At 61.3% G+C, this 17,815-nt stretch carries 17 protein-coding genes (1 of these 17 only partly in view); 10 read left to right on the forward strand and 7 right to left on the reverse strand.

Annotated elements, in window-relative coordinates; all coding sequences use genetic code 11:
* Positions 1-107: 107 nt before the first annotated feature.
* On the reverse strand, positions 108-2,954 hold the full coding sequence (gene rapA, locus ACVI9W_RS18315; RefSeq protein WP_461530743.1) for an RNA polymerase-associated protein RapA: 2,847 nt from the start codon (positions 2,952-2,954) through the stop codon (positions 108-110).
* Between the two features lie 201 nt (positions 2,955-3,155).
* Between rapA and ACVI9W_RS18320 the strand changes: the two genes are divergently transcribed.
* The 6 genes from ACVI9W_RS18320 (at position 3,156) to ACVI9W_RS18345 (ending at position 7,218) form a co-directional block, all read left to right on the forward strand.
* Positions 3,156-3,485: an aspartate-semialdehyde dehydrogenase gene (locus ACVI9W_RS18320; RefSeq protein ID WP_157191447.1), complete on the forward strand. Its 330-nt coding sequence runs from the start codon at positions 3,156-3,158 to the stop codon at positions 3,483-3,485.
* 79 nt (positions 3,486-3,564) lie between these two features.
* Positions 3,565-3,726, forward strand: a complete 162-nt coding sequence (locus ACVI9W_RS18325) for a hypothetical protein (protein ID WP_010221101.1) — start codon at positions 3,565-3,567, stop codon at positions 3,724-3,726.
* Between the two features lie 134 nt (positions 3,727-3,860).
* Positions 3,861-3,977: a cytochrome c oxidase subunit CcoM gene (gene ccoM / locus ACVI9W_RS18330; protein WP_038616278.1), complete on the forward strand. Its 117-nt coding sequence runs from the start codon at positions 3,861-3,863 to the stop codon at positions 3,975-3,977.
* A gap of 178 nt (positions 3,978-4,155) precedes the next feature.
* Entirely contained in the window at positions 4,156-6,144 is a 1,989-nt protein-coding gene (locus ACVI9W_RS18335; RefSeq protein ID WP_461530744.1) for an FUSC family protein, read from the forward strand.
* Positions 6,131-6,337 (forward strand): DUF1656 domain-containing protein, encoded by a 207-nt coding sequence (locus ACVI9W_RS18340; RefSeq protein ID WP_038607973.1) that lies wholly within the window; start codon positions 6,131-6,133, stop codon positions 6,335-6,337. Before ACVI9W_RS18335 ends, ACVI9W_RS18340 begins: the two co-directional genes overlap by 14 nt.
* A gap of 11 nt (positions 6,338-6,348) precedes the next feature.
* Positions 6,349-7,218 (forward strand): efflux RND transporter periplasmic adaptor subunit, encoded by an 870-nt coding sequence (locus ACVI9W_RS18345; protein ID WP_422418177.1) that lies wholly within the window; start codon positions 6,349-6,351, stop codon positions 7,216-7,218.
* Here ACVI9W_RS18345 and ACVI9W_RS18350 read toward each other — a convergent pair whose 3' ends face one another.
* Entirely contained in the window at positions 7,219-7,944 is a 726-nt protein-coding gene (locus ACVI9W_RS18350) for an SDR family oxidoreductase (protein ID WP_038607977.1), read from the reverse strand.
* A 100-nt stretch (positions 7,945-8,044) separates the two neighbouring features.
* Between ACVI9W_RS18350 and ACVI9W_RS18355 the strand changes: the two genes are divergently transcribed.
* Positions 8,045-8,833: a LysR family transcriptional regulator gene (locus ACVI9W_RS18355; RefSeq protein WP_461530745.1), complete on the forward strand. Its 789-nt coding sequence runs from the start codon at positions 8,045-8,047 to the stop codon at positions 8,831-8,833.
* Here ACVI9W_RS18355 and ACVI9W_RS18360 read toward each other — a convergent pair.
* Positions 8,830-9,588, reverse strand: a complete 759-nt coding sequence (locus ACVI9W_RS18360; protein WP_422418173.1) for an SDR family NAD(P)-dependent oxidoreductase — start codon at positions 9,586-9,588, stop codon at positions 8,830-8,832. The genes ACVI9W_RS18355 and ACVI9W_RS18360 overlap by 4 nt on opposite strands.
* A gap of 121 nt (positions 9,589-9,709) precedes the next feature.
* Here ACVI9W_RS18360 and ACVI9W_RS18365 point away from each other — a divergent pair, with 121 nt between their 5' ends.
* Positions 9,710-10,627 carry a LysR family transcriptional regulator gene (locus ACVI9W_RS18365; protein ID WP_461530746.1) on the forward strand — a complete coding sequence of 306 codons (918 nt, stop codon included), beginning with the start codon at positions 9,710-9,712 and terminating at the stop codon, positions 10,625-10,627.
* Here the strand turns inward: ACVI9W_RS18365 and ACVI9W_RS18370 are convergent.
* Positions 10,566-11,780 carry a GAF domain-containing sensor histidine kinase gene (locus tag ACVI9W_RS18370; protein ID WP_461530747.1) on the reverse strand — a complete coding sequence of 405 codons (1,215 nt, stop codon included), beginning with the start codon at positions 11,778-11,780 and terminating at the stop codon, positions 10,566-10,568. The genes ACVI9W_RS18365 and ACVI9W_RS18370 overlap by 62 nt on opposite strands.
* A gap of 210 nt (positions 11,781-11,990) precedes the next feature.
* Here ACVI9W_RS18370 and ACVI9W_RS18375 point away from each other — a divergent pair, with 210 nt between their 5' ends.
* A complete protein-coding gene (locus ACVI9W_RS18375) occupies positions 11,991-12,314 on the forward strand; it encodes a DUF2025 family protein (protein ID WP_461530748.1) in 324 nt (107 codons plus the stop codon).
* 42 nt (positions 12,315-12,356) lie between these two features.
* Here the strand turns inward: ACVI9W_RS18375 and ACVI9W_RS18380 are convergent, their stop codons facing one another.
* Positions 12,357-14,945: a bifunctional diguanylate cyclase/phosphodiesterase gene (locus ACVI9W_RS18380; RefSeq protein ID WP_461530749.1), complete on the reverse strand. Its 2,589-nt coding sequence runs from the start codon at positions 14,943-14,945 to the stop codon at positions 12,357-12,359.
* Positions 14,946-15,001: 56 nt separating this feature from the next.
* Positions 15,002-16,078, reverse strand: coding sequence for a diguanylate cyclase (locus ACVI9W_RS18385; RefSeq protein ID WP_461530750.1), 1,077 nt, complete (start codon positions 16,076-16,078; stop codon positions 15,002-15,004).
* Between the two features lie 126 nt (positions 16,079-16,204).
* Here ACVI9W_RS18385 and ACVI9W_RS18390 point away from each other — a divergent pair, with 126 nt between their 5' ends.
* The gene (locus tag ACVI9W_RS18390) at positions 16,205-17,305 is read left to right on the forward strand and encodes an MBL fold metallo-hydrolase (RefSeq protein WP_461530751.1); all 1,101 of its coding nucleotides are present in this window, start codon (positions 16,205-16,207) and stop codon (positions 17,303-17,305) included.
* 9 nt (positions 17,306-17,314) lie between these two features.
* Here the strand turns inward: ACVI9W_RS18390 and ACVI9W_RS18395 are convergent, their stop codons facing one another.
* On the reverse strand, positions 17,315-17,815 hold the 3' portion of the coding sequence (locus ACVI9W_RS18395) for a formate/nitrite transporter family protein (protein ID WP_422418165.1). The gene runs 390 nt beyond the window's last position; the window shows 501 of its 891 coding nt (coding positions 391-891); the start codon falls outside the window, past its right edge; the stop codon is at positions 17,315-17,317.

The following is a 17,815-nucleotide window of genomic DNA, read 5'->3' on the forward strand; positions in this document are numbered from 1 at the left end:
GGGGTAATAGCGGGGGGTTCTAAAGCATCGCGGGGCAAGCCTGCTCCCACCGGGATTGATGTAATCCTGGTGGGAGCGGGCTTGCCCCGCGATGAGATCGACTGGATTTACCCGGCGACCAACACCCGGATCGCTTCCAGGCGCAGCGCAGCTTTATCCAGCATCGCCAGGCCTTGCTCACGTTGCTTGCGCACCGCTTCGATCTCGCTGTCGCGCACGCTCGGGTTGACCGCTTGCAAGGCGGTCAGGCGTGCCAGCTCTTCGTCGGTTTCCGCCGCCAGGCGACGCTGCGCTTCGGCAACACGTTCGGCGTGGCGCGGCATGATCTTCGCTTCACCACTGTTGATCCGTGGCGTCAGCACATCGCGCTGGGCCTGGATGAACTTGTTGGCGCTGGCCTTCGGCACGCTCTCGAGCTGGTCGTTGAGGGTTTCGAACGATACGCGCGAGGCCAGGTCGTTGCCGTTGGTGTCGAGCAGGCAGCGCAGTGCCGCCGGTGGCAGGTAACGGCCCAGTTGCAGGGCACGCGGAGCGACCACTTCGCTGACGTACAGCAGTTCGAGCAGCACGGTGCCGGGTTTGAGTGCCTTGTTCTTGATCAGCGCCACCGCGGTGTTGCCCATCGAACCGGACAGCACCAGGTCCATGCCGCCCTGGACCATCGGGTGCTCCCAGGTAATGAACTGCATGTCTTCGCGAGACAGCGCCTGGTTGCGGTCGTAGGTGATGGTCACACCTTCGTCGTCGCCCAGCGGGAAGCTGGCGTCGAGCATTTTTTCGCTCGGCTTGAGGATCAGGGCGTTTTCCGAGTGGTCTTCGCTGTCGATGCCGAAGGCGTCGAACAGGGTTTCCATGTAGATCGGCAGGGCGAACTGATCGTCTTGTTCAAGGATCGCCTCGACCAGGGCCTGACCTTCGCCAGCGCCGCCAGAGTTGAGCTCCAGCAGGCGGTCGCGACCGCTATGCAGCTCGGCTTCCAGGCGCTGACGCTCGGCGCGGGCCTCATCGACCAGAACCTGCCATTCACCGTCGTCACCGCTTTCGAGCAGTGGCAGCAGGCGTGGGCCGAACTGATGTTGCAGGGCGTTGCCGGTCGGGCAGGTGGCGAGGAAGGCGTTCAGTGCCTGGTCGTACCATTGGAACAGGCGCTCTTGTGGGCTGTTCTGCAGGTACGGTACATGCAGTTCGATGGTGTGCTTCTGGCCGATACGGTCGAGACGACCGATGCGCTGCTCGAGCAGGTCAGGGTGGGCAGGCAGGTCGAACAGCACCAGGTGATGGGCAAACTGGAAGTTGCGGCCTTCACTGCCGATTTCCGAGCAGATCAGCACTTGCGCGCCGAACTCTTCGTCAGCGAAGTAGGCGGCGGCGCGGTCACGTTCGAGGATGCTCATGCCTTCATGGAACACCGTGGCCGGAATCCCGGAACGCACGCGCAGGGCGTCTTCCAGGTCCATGGCGGTTTCGGCGTGGGCGCAGATCACCAGAACCTTGACCCGCTTGAGCATCTTCAGGGTGTCGATCAGCCAGTCGACCCGAGGGTCGAAGCGCCACCAGCGTTCTTCTTCGTCAGTGTCGCCCTGAGACTGGAACGCCACCTCGGGGTACAGTTCGGCGTGTTCGCCAACCGGCAGCTCCATGTATTGATCGGGGCTTGGCAGCGGATAAGGGTGCAGATTGCGTTCCGGAAAACCCTGAACGGCGGCACGGGTGTTGCGGAACAGTACGCGGCCGGTACCGTGGCGATCGAGCAGCTCGCGAATCAAGCGCGCGCTGGCCTGGGTGTCGCCGTCGTTGACCGCGGCGAGCAGGGCTTCACCTTCGGCACCGAGGAAGCCTTCGATGGTGGCGTGGGCTTTGGCCGACAGGCGACCTTCGTCCAGCAGCTCCTGTACCGCTTCGGCGACCGGGCGATAGTGCTCGCTTTCGGCACGGAAGGCCGCCAGGTCATGGAAACGGTTCGGATCGAGCAGGCGCAGGCGCGCGAAGTGGCTGTCCTGGCCCAGTTGCTCAGGGGTTGCGGTCAGCAGCAGGACACCAGGAATGACCTGGGCCAGTTGCTCGACCAGACCATACTCAGGGCTGACCTGCTCTTCATGCCAGACCAGGTGATGGGCTTCGTCGACTACCAGCAAGTCCCAGCCAGCGGCGAACAGTGCGTCCTGGGCTTTTTCGTCTTCGGTCAGCCATTCCAGGGCGACCAGCGCCAACTGGGCATCTTCAAACGGGTTGCTGGCGTCGCTTTCGATAAAGCGCTCGGCGTCGAACAGCGCTACCTGCAGGTTGAAGCGGCGGCGCATCTCTACCAGCCACTGGTGCTGCAGGTTCTCCGGAACCAGGATCAGCACACGGCTGGCACGGCCCGAGAGCAACTGGCGATGGATCACCAGGCCGGCCTCGATGGTCTTGCCCAGGCCCACTTCATCGGCCAGCAGTACCCGTGGGGCAATACGGTCGGCGACTTCGCGGGCGATATGCAGCTGGTGGGCGATAGGTTGGGCGCGGGTGCCGCCCAGGCCCCACAGCGAGGACTGCAACTGGCGGCTGGTGTGCTCGAGGGTGTTGTAGCGCAGCGAGAACCACGGCAACGGGTCGATCTGTCCGGCGAACAGGCGGTCGCTGGCCAAGCGGAACTGGATGAAGTTCGACAGTTGGGTTTCCGGCAGGGTGCAGGCCTGGTTCTGCCCGTCGAGGCCGTGGTAAACCAGCAGGCCGTCGACATCATCGACTTCGCGAACGGTCAGTTTCCAGCCTTCGAAGTGGGTGATCTGGTCACCGGGCGAGAAGCGCACCCGGGTCAGGGGCGCATTGCGCAGGGAGTACTGGCGGGTGTCGCCAGTGGCCGGGTAGAGCACGGTCAACAAGCGGCCGTCCTGTGCCAGAACGGTCCCCAGACCTAGCTCGGCTTCGCTGTCGCTGATCCAGCGTTGCCCCGGTTGATACTGCTGCGCCATACTGCCTGACTCCCGCTTTGAAAAGCCGACTATCTTAACGGATAGGACTGTGCAGACCAAAGAGTCTAGCAATATCAGCGACAAAAACCGCTGCAGCTATACTTCGAGCCAGTGCTTGCTGTAATCAGCCCCTCATATTCTTGCTTGTCGGCTCAAGGCCTCTGTTGGCTAGCCGACACAGTGGCGACAGGAGATCTGCCCATGCTGCCGCCCATCATTCCGCTTAGTGCTGCACCCGTGACATCGCAACTGGACCCGGTCAAGCCGACCCCCGACATCAAGCCGGTGGTGCCTGCGCAGCCAACGTCCAGTGAAGGGGCGATCGACCTGAAACACCGCGACCCGGAAAAATCGGCGCTGTTGCTGCGTGAAGAGCAGCGACGCCACCAGGGCCGACGCCAGTCGGCCAGAGACGACGAGCTCTACCAGCCGTTGCCGGGAGATGAAGTCAACGCTGACAACACCGTGCCCGTCGCGCCACTGATGGGTGAACAGCCGCGTCAGGGGCTGTTGGTGGATATCGAAGTCTGAGCGTGCAGTGCTGTCACTGGTCAGCGCAGGCAACAGCCTTCATTATGAACGGATCGCAGTCCGCTTCCTGAGTCAGACCATGAGCCAAGATGACAACCTGATCGACCTCGGTGCCGAACGCGCCCGGCGTGTCCACGACCTCAATGAAAAACGCCTGAACGAAGTGCGCCAGGCGTTTGAACAGGCCATGCCGCTGGGCAAGGCCAAGAAAAAGCCCAAGGGCAAACCCAAGAAGCGTTGAAAACTTGATGCAGGTCAAGCCTGCACCCGCCTTGCGCGCCCGGTTCCGGGCGCTATTGACCTCGGTCAATTTCCTTTCGCCATCCATTGGTTACCTTGAGCCCATCAGACAGGTGCAGGCAAATGGAGGCCGACATGTTCTTCGATAATGTGGTTATCGCTGGAGTCATTACAGTCGGCCTGATGCTGCTGTTCTTTGTCGGATTCGGAATTTTCATCTGGAAGGACTCGAACAAGCGCAAACAGCGCTGATTCTTCCGGTACACGAGCACGCAAGGCATTTAGGGCGACTTCGGTCGCCCCTTTTTTTGTCCGCAAGAAACCTTTCCGCTGCACTGGACTTTTATTAGTTAGCTAGCTAATAATCTGTTCCTGATTCTTTCACCTCATCCTGTCTATCGTTACAACACAGTCAGCCAAGGTTCGTCCCGTGCCCATCACTTTGCAGGCCCTGTTGGCGCCGAACAAACTCGCCGTGCAATTTGCCATCAAGACTTTGCTGGGCGGTGGCCTGGCCTTGTGGCTGGCACTGCGCTGGGGGCTGGAGCAACCGGCCTGGGCACTGATGACGGCCTTTATCGTTGCCCAGCCCTTGTCGGGCATGGTTTTGCAAAAAGGCCTGGCTCGGCTGTTCGGGACCCTGGTCGGCACGGCCATGTCAGTGCTGTTCATGGGATTGTTTGCGCAAACGCCCTGGTTGTTCCTGTTGGCTTTGGCGCTGTGGCTGGCTTTGTGCACCGCTGGCTCGACCATGCTGCGCAGCGCCTGGGCCTATTCGTTCGTGTTGGCCGGTTACACCGTAGCGATCATCGCCTTGCCGGCGATCAATCATCCGCTGGCGGTGTTCGACCAGGCCGTGGCGCGCTGTACCGAGATCTGCCTGGGGATTGTCTGCGCCACGGTGACCAGCGCCTTGCTCTGGCCCATGCGCGTTGAACAACAGCTAGGGGGGCAGGCGCGCCAGGCATGGCTCAGTGGTTTGCAGGCGGCCAGCGCGACCCTGACCGGTGAAGCTCAGGCGCGCAAGGGCTTGCTGGAAATTCTCGGGCGCATCGTCGCCGTCGACGCCCAGCGTGAACATGCCTGGTTCGAAGGGCGTCTTGGCCGAGAGCGTGCCAGGGCAATCCGCGGATTGAGTCAGAAATTGCTGATTCTCCTGCGCATCGCCCGCTCGGTGCGGCGGCAGTGGCAACAGCTGGACGAAGCCCAGGCGCTACATCTGCAGCCTTGGCTTGATGAGTTGCATGATGCCCTGGCCGCACCCGATCAGGCCGGCCTGTCACGCCTGCGTCAACGGGTCTGGGATGCGGCGCACGATGACAGCATCAGCTCGGCCGAACATTATTGTCTGGCACGCCTGACCTTGCTGTTGGACAACGCCATGGCCGCGACCCTGGCTTTACGCGCGGTGGAGGAGGGCAAGGCACCAGCGGATGTCCCCGACAGCCTGGCCGCACATCGTGATCTGCCGCTGGCACTGTTGTTCGGTTCGCGCAGTGCCCTGGCTTTTCTGGCCATGGCCGGTTTCTGGCTGGCCACCGCCTGGACCGCGGCTCCTGGCGGCCTGGTGCTGACCTGTGTGGTCTGCAGCCTGTTTGCCAGCCGTGAGAACGGCGCGCAGATCGGTATGAGCTTTCTGCGCGGGATCCTGCTGGCCATACCCGTGGCGTTTGTGGTCGGGCAGATCCTGCTGCCGCAGTGGAGCGGCTTTCCCATGCTGTGCATGGCCATGGGTGTGCCGTTGTTCTTTGGCGCACTGGGCATGGCCAACCCGCGTATCGGTGCCACGGCCACATCCTACTGCCTGCATTTCATCGTCCTGGTAGCGCCACTCAATGCCATGAACTTTGAGGTTGCGACCTTTCTCAACAGTGCCCAGGCCATGCTGATCGGCGTAGGGGCGGCGGTGCTGGCGTTCAAACTGTTGGTGCTGCGTAATCCGGCCTGGCACGGCCGCCGCCTGCGCGCCGCGACCCAGAACGACCTGGTGCGATTGACCCGCCGTGAGCTGCGCGGCGCCGATACCTGGTTCGGTGGGCGTATGGCCGACCGTTTGCTGCAGCTGGCGCGGCATTACTCGGCATTGACCGAGCAGGAGCGCGGCCGTTGGGATGATGGCGTGCATGGCCTGGACATCGGCGATGAGCTGTTGCACCTGCGCCACTGCCTGGCTGTTGCCCGCGCGCCACTGGCAGGCGCCGACCGCGAGTATCTGCAGCAACTGGAAGCGGTGCTGGCACGTGGCCCTGCGTCGGGAAGAGGCCAGCGCCTGGATGCCGCCAGTGCCGCGTTCATCGAGGTCCTGCAACGCCAGCCTCCCAGCGATCCGATACGCCTGGCGGTGGGGGCGGTGTTGCAGTTGCAGCGCAGTTGGGGCAAATGGTGCCGTCGACAGGAGGAAATTCATGGGGTTGCGTGAGTGGGCGCTGGGTGGTGTGTTGCTCAGCCCGTTTTTGATTTACGTGGTGTTGGCCCTGGTGCTGACCGCTGCCGTGCGCCTACTGCTGCGCCTGACCCCGTTGGGGCGTTGGGTCTGGCATGAGGCGTTGTTCGATTGCGCATTGTTCATTTGTGTATTGACCCTGGTAACCCTGGGACTTGGGCCTTTGTAAGGAGAGTGACCATGCGTGCATTGCTACGTATCGCAGTAACCTTGTGCCTGGTGGCAGTAGCGGTGTTTGCCGGCTGGAAACTCTGGCAGTACTACATGCTCACCCCGTGGACCCGCGATGCGAAAATCCGCGCCGACGTGGTAATCATTGCCCCGGACGTCTCCGGTTGGGTGCGCGAGCTCAAGGTGCAGGACAACCAGCAGGTCAAGGCTGGCGAATTGCTCATGTCGATCGACCGTGACCGCTTCGAAGCGGCGCTGGACAAGGCCAGCGCTGTGGCCGAAACCCGCCAGCAGCAGTTACGCCTGCGCGAACATGAAGCTTCGCGCCGCGCCGCTTTGGGGCCGCAGGCGATCAGCGCCGAACTGCGCGAGAACGCGCAGATCAATGCCGCAGTGGCCCGTGGTGAATTGCGCCAGGCTCAGGCCGACGTCAAGGCGGCGGAGATCAACCTGGCCCGCAGCCAGGTCAAGGCACCGCGCGATGGCCATATCACCAACCTGCGCCTGGCCGAGGGCAACTACGTCAACACCGGGCAGCCGGTGATGGCGCTGATTGACGACTCGACCTTCTACGTCCAGGCGTATTTCGAAGAAACCAAACTGCCGCGCATCCGTGTCGGCGACCCGGTCAAGGTCTGGCTGATGAGCGCCGGCGAGCCCATGCAGGGGCACGTCGAAAGCATCAGCCGCGGTATCACCGACCGCAATGCCAACCCCGACAGTCAGTTGCTTGCCGAAGTCGAGCCAACGTTCAACTGGGTGCGCCTGGCCCAGCGCATTCCGGTGCGGATCAAACTGGACCAGGTTCCCGAGGGGGTAACCTTGAGCGCAGGCATGACCGCCAGCGTGCAGGTGCGTGAAGACCAGGTGCAGCGCTGATCAAGGCTGCTGGCGTGTAGCGGCCAGAACGATTTCGCGGATGCACACATGCTGCGGTTGCTGGTAGGCATAGGCGATAGCGCCAGCAACATCCTCGGCGCTGAGCACCTGGCCGCCCATTTCTGCTTTCCAGGCCTGGTAGCCGTCCTTGATCCCGGCATCGGTGGTATGCCCAAGCAGTTCGGTTTCCACCGCGCCCGGAGCGATAGTCACCACCCGCACATTGTGGGCCGCGACTTCTTCGCGCAGGTTCTCGGAAATACCATGCACGGCGAACTTGGTGCCGACATAGGCCACATGGTTGGGAAACGTCTTGCGTCCGGCCACCGAGCTGACATTGATGATCGTGCCCTGGCGCCGCTCGATCATGCCGCCTACAAGGGCATGGATGCCATTGAGCAGCCCTTTGACGTTGACGTCGAGCATCTGCTCCCACTGATCGGGGTCCTGTTCGTGCATCTGCCCCAACAGCATCACCCCAGCATTGTTGACCAGCGCATCGGCCGGGCCATAGAGGCTTTCAGCTTCTTGCACAGCCGCGACAAAGGCCCCGCGGTCACTGACATCCACTGCACGGCACAGACAGTTCGGCAGGGCCAGGGCCTGCATTCGTTCCAGGCGCCGGGCCAGCAGTAGCAATGGATGCCCCGCGTTCGACAGCAAGCGTGCAGTGGCTTCGCCTATACCTGAACTGGCGCCAGTGATGATAATCAGTGGTTTGTGCATGATGGACTCCAAGGCATAATTGATTTCAATGGCTCAAGTGTATTGGCTTGAGTTTCGTCTGAAAAACGGCTTATTTCTCTCGCTGGTATCGGAATTACCTATGGATGTTCGCCATCTGAAGGCGTTTCTTGCGGTGTTCGAGGAGCGCAACATCACCTCGGCTGCGCAACGGCTGTGCGTCGCCCAACCGACATTATCGGTCACCATCCGCCAGCTCGAAGAGGAGCTGGGTGTCACGCTGTTCCTGCGTCAGGCGCGTGGTGTCGAGGTCAGTGAACAGGCCCGGCAGTTATACCCACAGGCGCAACGCCTGGTAGCTGAGGCTCAGGCCTTGAGCCGACGTTTCCGCGAGGGGCAGGACCGCCTGCCGTTGCAACTGGGTGTAGAAGCGGATATCGCCGCCAGTCAGGTTGAGGCATTTGTCCGCTTGGCCATTCAGGCTGTCCCCGCTGTGCAACTGACCTTGCTCGACGGTTGTGTCGGCGATGCGCGGCTCGGGGTCGAAGCCTTGAGCTGTGAGGATGAGTTGTTCCTGGCGCTCTGGGATGAACCTTTCGTGTTTGCCATGGCCACAGGCAGTAGCACGACTGACCGCTGGATCACCTGCCCGCAGCACGTTTCCCATCAACGCCTGCTCGCGTTCTATGGCAATGGCGAGCAGGTCGGGCATGCCGGTTCCCTGCAGCAGGCCGTGCCGATGGTCGCCGCAGGGTTGGGGGCAGCGTTGTTGCCACAGTCGTTGGTCGAGCGCCATCCCGGGCTGCAGTGGCGTCCTTGGCAAGGTTCGGCACTGACCCGCCGGGTGGGACTGTGTTTTGCTGCTCAGGCTCTGCAACTGCCTGTCCTTGCACAACTGCATCAGGCCCTGGGCGGCGTGCAGGTCGCTTAAAGGAACATACCGCCGGAAACCTCCAGTCGCTGACCATTGATCCAGCCGCCACCCTCGCCGAGCAGCAGTGCGACTGCCGCGCCGATGTCATCCGGCAAGCCCACCCGGCCCAGGGCGGTATTGCTGGCGATAAAGTCGTTGACCTCGGTGTTGTCGCGGACCACGCCGCCACCAAAATCGGTCTCGATGGCGCCCGGCGCGAGGATGTTGACGCGAATGCCCCGCGCGCCCAGTTCCTTGGCCTGATAGCGAGTCAGTACTTCCATGGCGCCTTTCATCGCCGCATAAGCTGCATAGCCGGGCAGGGCGAAGCGGGTTAGGCCGGTGGAAATATTGACGATCCGGCCCTGGTCGGCAATCAACGGTAGCAACCGCTGAGTCAGGAAAAACGGCCCCTTGAGCTGGATGTTGCACAGCTGGTCGAACTGCGCCTCACTGGTTTCGCTGAACGCTGCGTTGATGCCGATACCGGCATTGTTGACCAGAAAGTCCAGCTGCTCGCGGCCAAACACCGACTTGAGGGTCTGGCGCAATTGCTCGGCGAAGCTTTCGAAGCTGCCACTGTCGCTGACATCCAGCGCCAGCATCGCGGCGCGCACACCCGATTGCTCCAGAGACTGCACCAGCGCCTGGGCTTCCTGTGCCTTGCTGTGATAGGTGCCGATAATGTCGATGCCCTGGGCCGCCAGGTGCAGTGCGGTATTTTTGCCCAGGCCGCGGCTGGCGCCGGTGATCAATGCGATTTTCCGATTCATGCTCTGTACCTCGGGGTGAGAGGGGAGAAGTCGAAGAAAGTCTATTGGTCGGCTGACTGCTGATAAATCCACGGACTTCGGAAATACTGGTCGGTACTTGCGAACAATCGAGCCTGCAACCATGAACAAGCTGGAGTTGCTGCGTACCTTTGTCCGGGTCAGCGAACTGTCGAGTTTCACCCTCGCCGGGGAAAGTCTGGGGCTACCGCGATCAACGGTCTCCGAGCAGGTCAGGGCCCTGGAGAGCCTGCTCGGTACGCGCTTGTTGAACCGCACTACGCGGCGGGTCCAGGCCACTCAGGATGGCTTGCACCTGTACGAGCGTAGCAAAGACCTGTTGTCGCGCATGGATGAGATCGAAGGCCTGTTCCACAGTGAAAAGGCCGCGCTGATCGGTCGTTTGCGCATCGATCTGCCGACCTTGATGGCGCGGCGTATCATTCTGCCCAACCTGCCACAGTTCATTGACTGTCACCCGGGGATCGAGCTGGAGATCAGTTGCACGGATCGTCAGGTTGACCTGTTGCGTGAGGGGTTCGACTGTGTGCTGCGCATCGGCACCTTGAGTGACCTGGACCTGATTGCCCGGCCGCTGGGTTTCCTCGCTCAGATCAACTGCGCCAGTCCACGCTATTTACAGCGTCATGGCGTGCCCGAGAGCCTGGCCGACCTGCATCACCATCAGTTGATCCACTATGTGAAGAACCTGGGCAGCCGTGGTCCGGGTTTCGAGTACCTGCAAGCCGGTGCCTTGCAGGTTCAGCCCATGGCCGGAGCCGTTACTGTCAACAGTACCGAGGCCTATGAAAGTGCCTGTGTGGCCGGGCTCGGACTGATTCAGGCACCAGCGGCAGGGCTGCAAGGCTATCTGGATCGCGGCGAACTGGTGGCGCTGCTGGCGGATTTCGTTCCGCCGCCGATGCCGGTTTCGTTACTCTATGCCAGGCAACAACACGTGCCGCCGCGCCTGCGTGCGTTCATGGATTGGCTGGCAGCGTTGCTTGAGCCTCGTCTGGATCCAGCGGCAGGCGGAAGCTGAACAGGGTCCCGGCTTCCTGGCTCGAGATCACCTCCATTCGCCCACCATGGGCCAGGGCGATCTGGTTGGCGATGTACAGACCCAGCCCCAGGCCGGATTGCACCGTGCCGTTCAGTGGGTGAGAAAACGGCTGGAACAGCTGCGCCAGAACCTGCGGGGCAATCGGTTCGCCAACGTTATGCACGCCGAGCACGAAGGCTCGATCACGAATCTGTGCACTGACGTCTACCGGTTGGTCCTGGGCACCGTGGGTCAGGGCATTGGCTATCAGGTTGGAGAGTAACTGGGAGACCCGCTCGCGATCACAATTGACGCCGCTCAAGTCGCCGATATGCAGGCTGATCTGGCGCTGCGGGTGAACACGTTGCAGTTCCGAGGCGACGTGCCTGAGGGCATCGCCCAGGTCCGGGCACGGCTGGATATTGACGGTGATGCCATTGCCCAGGCGCCCACGGGCAAAGTCCAGAACATCACGCACCAGCTGTGTGGCGCGCCGACCGCTGGTGAGGATGTGCTGGGCAATGGTCCGGCTTTTTTCATCCGACAGGCGTTTAGTCAAGAGTTCGGCCCCGGCCGTGATGGCAAACAGCGGGTTGCGCAGGTCATGGCCGAGCACGGCAATGAACTGCTCGCGCAGCTCGGCCATGGCCCGTTCCTTTTGCAGGGCCTGCTCGGTTTTCTGGGCGTTTTCCTCGCTTTCGATCTGGATCGACAGCAAGCGTGCGAAAGACTCCATCATTGGCTGGATGGCACTGCCCTTGAGCGCTGCAGGCTGGGGGTCAAATGCGCAGATAGTGCCGAAAAAGCTACCATCGGTACGAAACACCGGTACCGAAATATAGCTTTCGAATCTGTAGATTCGCGGCGTGGGATGGTTGCAGTACAGCTCGTCCTCGCTGGCCTTGTCGATCACTATGGTCCGGTGAGTGCCGCGAATCTCGTGGCACAGGGTAGAGGTCAGATCCAGCTCGCCGCCCACTTTGAGGCCAAAGCCCAGGGTGTCGAGCACCGCACAGGCGGTCCAGCTGTTGTCACTGACCCGGGCCACGGCGGCAAAACGCAAACCGGTGGATTCACAGATTACCTGCAAGATGGCCGGCACCACGTTGATCCGGCCTATCGTGGCGATATCGGCGGTAATAGCGTTGTTCATCGATCATTCACGGCAGCTGGCGACTTGAACAATCAGTGTGGGTCAAGTCTGGCGAGCCGGCCTGGATCGGCCGAAAAAATCCGTACCCGCCGGCCAGGTTTTTCCATTAACCTTGGACCTCGAGTCGCTCCAGCAGAGAGAGACCACAACCGCCCCGCGTGCCAATCCCTTTCGTCCTGCGTCCTTGTGGATGCTTCAGTGAGGTTTGACATGCACATCACATCACAGGATATCTGTGCCGCCGCCGACCAGCTCAAGGGTTTTGTCGGCTATCACCGCAAGCTGGGCAAGCATATCGTGCGCTTCAGCGAAGACTCCTTCGGCATGGACGTCGCCGATGACAGCATCACCCCCAGCAGCGAATTCGTCTGGCAGGACGGCGAGGGCGAAGTCATGACCCTGAGCCGCGCACTGATCGAAATTCTCCTGGCGCAGAATGTTGATGAGCGACTCAATGTCAGTGAGCCATTGCGGATTTACCTGCGTCGCCGCGACCTGCCGGAGATTGCCGCGCAACGGCGCCTGCGCGCGTAATCCCGCCAGGAGCGGGCTGGTCCCGCAATTGCGGTCTGTCAGCTACATCGCATCGCGGGGCAAGCCCGCTCCCACAGGTTGACGCAACAGTTGTTCGAAAGCCTGCTTGTCGATCGGTTTGCTCAGGTAGAAGCCCTGAACTTCGTGGCACTTTTCCTTGCGCAGGGCCTTGAGTTGCTGCTCGGTTTCCACCCCCTCGGCGGTAACCGTCAGGCCCATGGCCTTGCCCAGGTTGATGATCGCCTGGACCACGGCGCGGTCGTTGCCGTCACTGCTCAGGCCGGCAATGAAGCGCTTGTCGATCTTGATACTGTCGAAGGGGTAGGTGCGCAGATAGCCCAGTGACGAATAGCCGGTGCCGAAGTCATCCATGTTCAGGCGCACGCCCAGCTCCTTGAGCGCGGTCATGGTGCCCAGCGCGCCTTCGATGTCGTTGAGCATGACGTTCTCGGTAATCTCCAGTTCCAGGCGCTGGGCGGGAAAGCCGGTGTCGACGAGGATCTTGTAGACATCACTGACTACATCGCTACGAGAGAACTGCGCGGGCGACAGATTCACCGACACCAGCAGATCTTGCGGCCAGCTGCGTGCGGTCTCGCAGGCCTCGCGCAACACCCAGCGACCCAGGGGCACGATCAGGTCGGTTTGTTCTGCCAACGGAATGAAAGTATCCGGCCCCAGCAGGCCCTCGACCGGATGCTGCCAGCGCACCAGGGCTTCGACCGAAACGATCTGCAAGGTATCCAGGCGATAGCGCGGTTGATAGTGAAGGACGAACTCGTTGTTCTTCAGCGCTTTGCGCAAGTCGTTTTCAAGCTGGCGGCGGTACTGGATCTGCTCGTTCATCTCCGGCGAAAAGTAGCGCCAGGTGTTTTTGCCATCGGCCTTGGCCTGGTACAGGGCGATATCGGCGCAGCGGATCAGCTCGCCGGCATCAAAGCCCTGCAGGCGGGTCTGGGCGACACCCAGGCTGGCGCCGACGTGCAGAATCTGCTCCTCGAAGTGGATCGGCTGGTGCAGATTGTCGATCAGGCGCGCGCAAAAACGGTCGATTTCGTTGCGGCTGTCCATGCCGTTCATGACCAGAACGAACTCATCTCCGCCCAGGCGCGCCACCAGATCACCGTCACGGGTCGATTCGCGCAGGCGGGTGGCGACTTCCAGCAGCACCGCATCGCCGGCGGCATGGCCGAGGGAATCGTTGATCGGCTTGAAGCTGTCCAGGTCCAGCAGCAACAAGGTCAAGGGGGCGGCGTCCTGGCCTTTGAGCAGCGCCTGTTCGAGAAAACGTGACAGCTTGTTGCGATTGGCAAGGCCGGTCAGTGCATCGTGCATGGACAGGTGCTGGATACGGGCGTGGGCTGCCACTTCATCGGTGATGTCACTGGCGGTGCCGCGAAAACCGGCGAGCTTGCCTTTGATCATGATCGAGCGCGCCGACACCCGGCAAAAACGCAGTTGACCGTTCTGGTCGCGATAGCCGCAACGCAGATTGGCCATTTGCCCTGGGTCGGAGTCGGCCTGGTTGTCGAGCCAGAGAGTCAAGGGGGTGGTTTCGCAACTGAGCAGTTGATTGAGCGGTTGTCCCAGCCAGTCCTCGGTGCTGAACCCCGTCACCGCGACAAAACGCTGGGACAGGTAGCTCAAACGATGGTGGCGGTCGGTTTCCCAGATCCAGTCCGAGGCAGCCTCGGCTACCGCGCGGAAACGCTGTTCGCTGGCTTCCAGAGCCAGGTTGCTGGCCTGCAGACGCTGCAGGGTACCGTCGATTTCCCGCGAAGTACGCAAGGCGTAGCGGAAGAAGTAGACCATCAACAGCCCGAGCACCAGCATGGCGCCAAGCAACGGCGGCAGTACAGCCCAGAGCAATTGATCGCCTGGGCGCGGGGTAAGCCACTCCAGACGGTAGCCGGTCGTGCCCAGGGGCAAGCTCGACTCGTCGGCCGCCAAGGCCCCGGTTTTCTCGATACGCATCCCTGTCAGTCCAGCGCCTGCGCTCAGATTGGTCAGTTTTTCCGGGGTCAACTGGTCGACGAAGATCATCACCGAGGTGGTTTGCGGGTCAATGCCCAGTTCTTCATCGTCAGGACGGATGGCGGCGGCCACCAGCACTGCCGGCCAGCCATTGAACAATATGTGCCGGGTGATCTGCTGGCGCTCGGCGGCAACGTTCCGGGCCTGGGCAATGATCGGAGCCAGCGCGTCATCTATATAAGTGCTGGCCGGTGCACTGCTGAGCTGGCCTTTGAACAAGGCGTATTTGGTGCTGTGGTCATCGACCACGAACACCCCTTCAAAGCCGCTGGCGGTGTACAGCGAGTCTCCGACGTTCTTTTCTTCATGGGCCCACTTCAGGTCTGCAGCGCCATTGAGGTGCTCGTAGGCGGCATCCCATACGGCGTAGCTGGAGAGAAACTGCCGGGCCGCCTCAAGCCGCTGCTCCAGTGCTTTGTGCGCGTAGAAGCTGCTTTTTTCACGCTCGTCGGCGTTGAGCGAGGTGGCAATGTTGAACAAGGCCCCGAGAGCAATCAGGCAGGCCAGGGCAAACAGTGCGGCGATACTGGCGATGAGTTTACGCGTTTGCAGGGTGGGGGGCGGGCTGGTAGACGAAACCTCGACGATCCTGTCCATACGCATCCTGATCCTTGGTGAGTTGCGTCCCGGCGGCTGCGCCGCCGGGCGAACGTTCAATCAGGATAGGCCAGCTTCAGCGCTGTGAGGTCCGGTTGGGCGAAATTGACCTGGTTGCGTCCGCTTTTCTTCGCCGTATACAGGGCTTTGTCGGCTTCGTTGAGCCAGTCCTGAGCGTCAGCCAACCCCTCGCGGCAGCTGGCAAGGCCGATGCTCAAACTGATACGCAGTTCCGGCAATTGTGGGTTGCGGTAGCTGCCAACCCGTTCGCGCAGGCGCTCCATGGCCAGGCTGGCTTGCTCCAGGTTGGTGTTGGGCAGGATCAGGCAGAATTCGTCGCCGCCATAGCGGCCGGCCAGATCATCCTCGCGCAAGCCGAGTTTGAGCTCGTTGCTGAGCTGACTCAGTACGCAGTCGCCCACGACATGTCCGTAAGTATCGTTAATGGCTTTGAAGTGATCGATATCGATAAGCGCGATCACCGCCTGGCAATGTTGTTGCTGGCAGGTCTGGAACTTGAGCTGCAGCAGGTCTTTCCATGAGCCGTGATTGAGCAGGCCGGTCAGGCTGTCGGTACGGCTCAGAGCGCTGAGGCGGCGTTTATGCTCGGAGAGTTTCATTGCCAGCCGGTAGCAGACCCAGCCGACCGCCATCGGATACAGGGTCAGCATCGGCAGGCAGGCATAGACCTGCAGGGGGGTGGCCTGCAGCTGCAAGCCGGCGCCGAACAGGGCAATCGAGAGTCCCGCGCCCAGGCCCTGGATTAAGAGTCCCTTGAAGAACAGGCGCTGGCCGCCGGCGGCGAAGTTGTTCATTGCCATCATTGCCAGGATGGTCACGCTGGGCAGTGGGTTGAACTGCATGGCGGCGGTCCAGAATCCACCCATCAACGAATCGGCCAGCAAGTTGCGGTACTCGGCGTGAAAGGGGACGGCCGCGTGTCGAGCCAGTTGAAACGCCAGGTGTGGCCAGATCAGGCCATTGAACAGCAGCAGGCCCCAGACCCACGGTGGCATCTGCAGGGTTGAAATGCCGGCCATGACACTGAGCATACCGATGCCCAGGCCAATAATGCGCGGCAGGTATATTCTCCTGACAAATGAAAGTCCCTTGCCGCTTCTATTATCCATCATGGTAGCTGGTCTATTCCGGGGCGCCGTTTATCGCATAAAACGTGTGAATATTGTTGAACAATCGCAGGCTATTGAAAAATGGCCTTACAAGCCATTTCACGGTTGATGCAGCCACCTTGGGGTAACATGAAATTAGCCCTTATCCTTGGAGTGCTTCTACTCATGGCCCCTCTACCCCCCGAGGCCGGTGAACCGGCGCAGCGCCAGGATGGGCGATACCACAACCAGCGGGCATTGCCGCAAGACAGCGTGTTTAGAAAACTGCGCATCGGCTTCAAGTTCCTGTTCCTTGGCAAGCCGCCGGGAACCCGGCCGGATGTGGAGATTGCCGTGCAGCCCCTGAGCCGTCAGCAATTGCTCGAAGCACCGGATCGCAGCCTGTGGCGTCTGGGGCACTCCACGGTACTGCTGAAACTGCACGAGCGCTTCTTCATCACCGACCCAGTGTTTGCCGAACGCGCCTCGCCGGTGCAATGGGCCGGCCCCCAGCGCTTTCACCAGCCACCACTCAAACTTGAAGAGCTTCCGCCGCTGACCGCAGTGATCCTTTCTCACGATCACTATGATCACCTCGATGAACAGGCGATACGACAGCTGGCCGACCGGGCCGAGCACTTTCTGGCGCCGATGGGCGTTGGCGACCTGTTGATCGAGTGGGGGGTTCCGGCGTTCAAAGTTCGCCAGCTGAACTGGTGGCAGGAAACCCAGGTCGAGGGCATCCGCTTCGTTGCCACCCCGGCGCAGCATTTTTCCGGACGTGGGCTGTTCGACAGCAACAGCACCCTGTGGGCGTCCTGGGTGATCCTGGAGGAAAACCTGCGGCTGTTCTTCAGCGGCGACACCGGCTACTTCGACGGTTTCAAACAGATTGGCGAGCAATATGGCCCGTTCGATGTAACCCTGATCGAAACCGGTGCCTACAACCTTGAGTGGCCTAACGTGCACATGCAGCCCGAGCAAAGCCTGCAGGCGCATAAAGACTTGCGCGGGCGCTGGCTGCTGCCGGTGCATAACGGCACCTTCGATCTCTCGGTTCACAGCTGGCATGAGCCGTTCGATCGTATTCTGGCTTTGGCCAATGCCGCTCAGGTGTCGCTCAGTACCCCGCAGATGGGCGAGCGGGTCAGCCTCGACCAGCCCCATAGCGGTCCGGCCTGGTGGTTGCCCAAGCCGCAACGCCAACCGCATTCGGCTGGCGAGCGGGTGATGGCGATGAAGGAGTTGTAAGCGCGTCGGTTACTGTTGTGAGCGTTCGCGCGCTTTTTCCTTGTTCTGTGCCGCGGGTGGAGAAGGGGGCTTGCCGCTGTCGCTGCGTATCTGGGCATGACTGATCAGGGCGAAGATGAAGCTGCCTCCGATGATGTTGCCAACCAGGGTAGGGGCGGCGAAGTCCAGCCAGAACACCTGCCAGCTGACCTCTCCGGCCCAGGCGAGGTAAGAAACTTCCACCGAGCCTACGACGATATGAGTGAAGTCGCCGAGTGCCATCAGGTACGTGATCATCAAGATGATCCAGATCTTGGCGTGCTCCATGGAGGGGATCATCCAGACCATGGTGGCGATCATCCAGCCAGAGATGATGCCTTTGGCAAACATCTGGCTCAGGTCGTTCTCCATCACCTTGCGACCGATTTCGAGAAAGGCCTGATCGGTCTTGCTGTCGAAGATCGGCAGGTCCAGCATCACGTAAGACACCAGTATGGTGCCAGCCAGGTTGCCGAGCAGGACCACAGACCA

This window comes from Pseudomonas sp. 210_17 TE3656 (assembly GCF_054821965.1).

Coding starts and splice junctions, on each gene's coding strand:
- ACVI9W_RS18340 (WP_038607973.1), top strand. CDS start 6,131: ATGGGGTTGCGTGAGTGGGCGCTGGGTGGTGTGTTGCTCAGCCCGTTT.
- ACVI9W_RS18375 (WP_461530748.1), top strand. CDS start 11,991: ATGCACATCACATCACAGGATATCTGTGCCGCCGCCGACCAGCTCAAG.
- ACVI9W_RS18325 (WP_010221101.1), top strand. CDS start 3,565: ATGAGCCAAGATGACAACCTGATCGACCTCGGTGCCGAACGCGCCCGG.
- ACVI9W_RS18365 (WP_461530746.1), top strand. CDS start 9,710: ATGAACAAGCTGGAGTTGCTGCGTACCTTTGTCCGGGTCAGCGAACTG.
- ACVI9W_RS18370 (WP_461530747.1), bottom strand. CDS start 11,780: ATGAACAACGCTATTACCGCCGATATCGCCACGATAGGCCGGATCAAC.
- ACVI9W_RS18355 (WP_461530745.1), top strand. CDS start 8,045: ATGGATGTTCGCCATCTGAAGGCGTTTCTTGCGGTGTTCGAGGAGCGC.
- ACVI9W_RS18350 (WP_038607977.1), bottom strand. CDS start 7,944: ATGCACAAACCACTGATTATCATCACTGGCGCCAGTTCAGGTATAGGC.
- ccoM (WP_038616278.1), top strand. CDS start 3,861: ATGTTCTTCGATAATGTGGTTATCGCTGGAGTCATTACAGTCGGCCTG.
- ACVI9W_RS18360 (WP_422418173.1), bottom strand. CDS start 9,588: ATGAATCGGAAAATCGCATTGATCACCGGCGCCAGCCGCGGCCTGGGC.
- ACVI9W_RS18380 (WP_461530749.1), bottom strand. CDS start 14,945: ATGGACAGGATCGTCGAGGTTTCGTCTACCAGCCCGCCCCCCACCCTG.
- ACVI9W_RS18345 (WP_422418177.1), top strand. CDS start 6,349: ATGCGTGCATTGCTACGTATCGCAGTAACCTTGTGCCTGGTGGCAGTA.
- rapA (WP_461530743.1), bottom strand. CDS start 2,954: ATGGCGCAGCAGTATCAACCGGGGCAACGCTGGATCAGCGACAGCGAA.
- ACVI9W_RS18390 (WP_461530751.1), top strand. CDS start 16,205: ATGAAATTAGCCCTTATCCTTGGAGTGCTTCTACTCATGGCCCCTCTA.
- ACVI9W_RS18320 (WP_157191447.1), top strand. CDS start 3,156: ATGCTGCCGCCCATCATTCCGCTTAGTGCTGCACCCGTGACATCGCAA.
- ACVI9W_RS18385 (WP_461530750.1), bottom strand. CDS start 16,078: ATGATGGATAATAGAAGCGGCAAGGGACTTTCATTTGTCAGGAGAATA.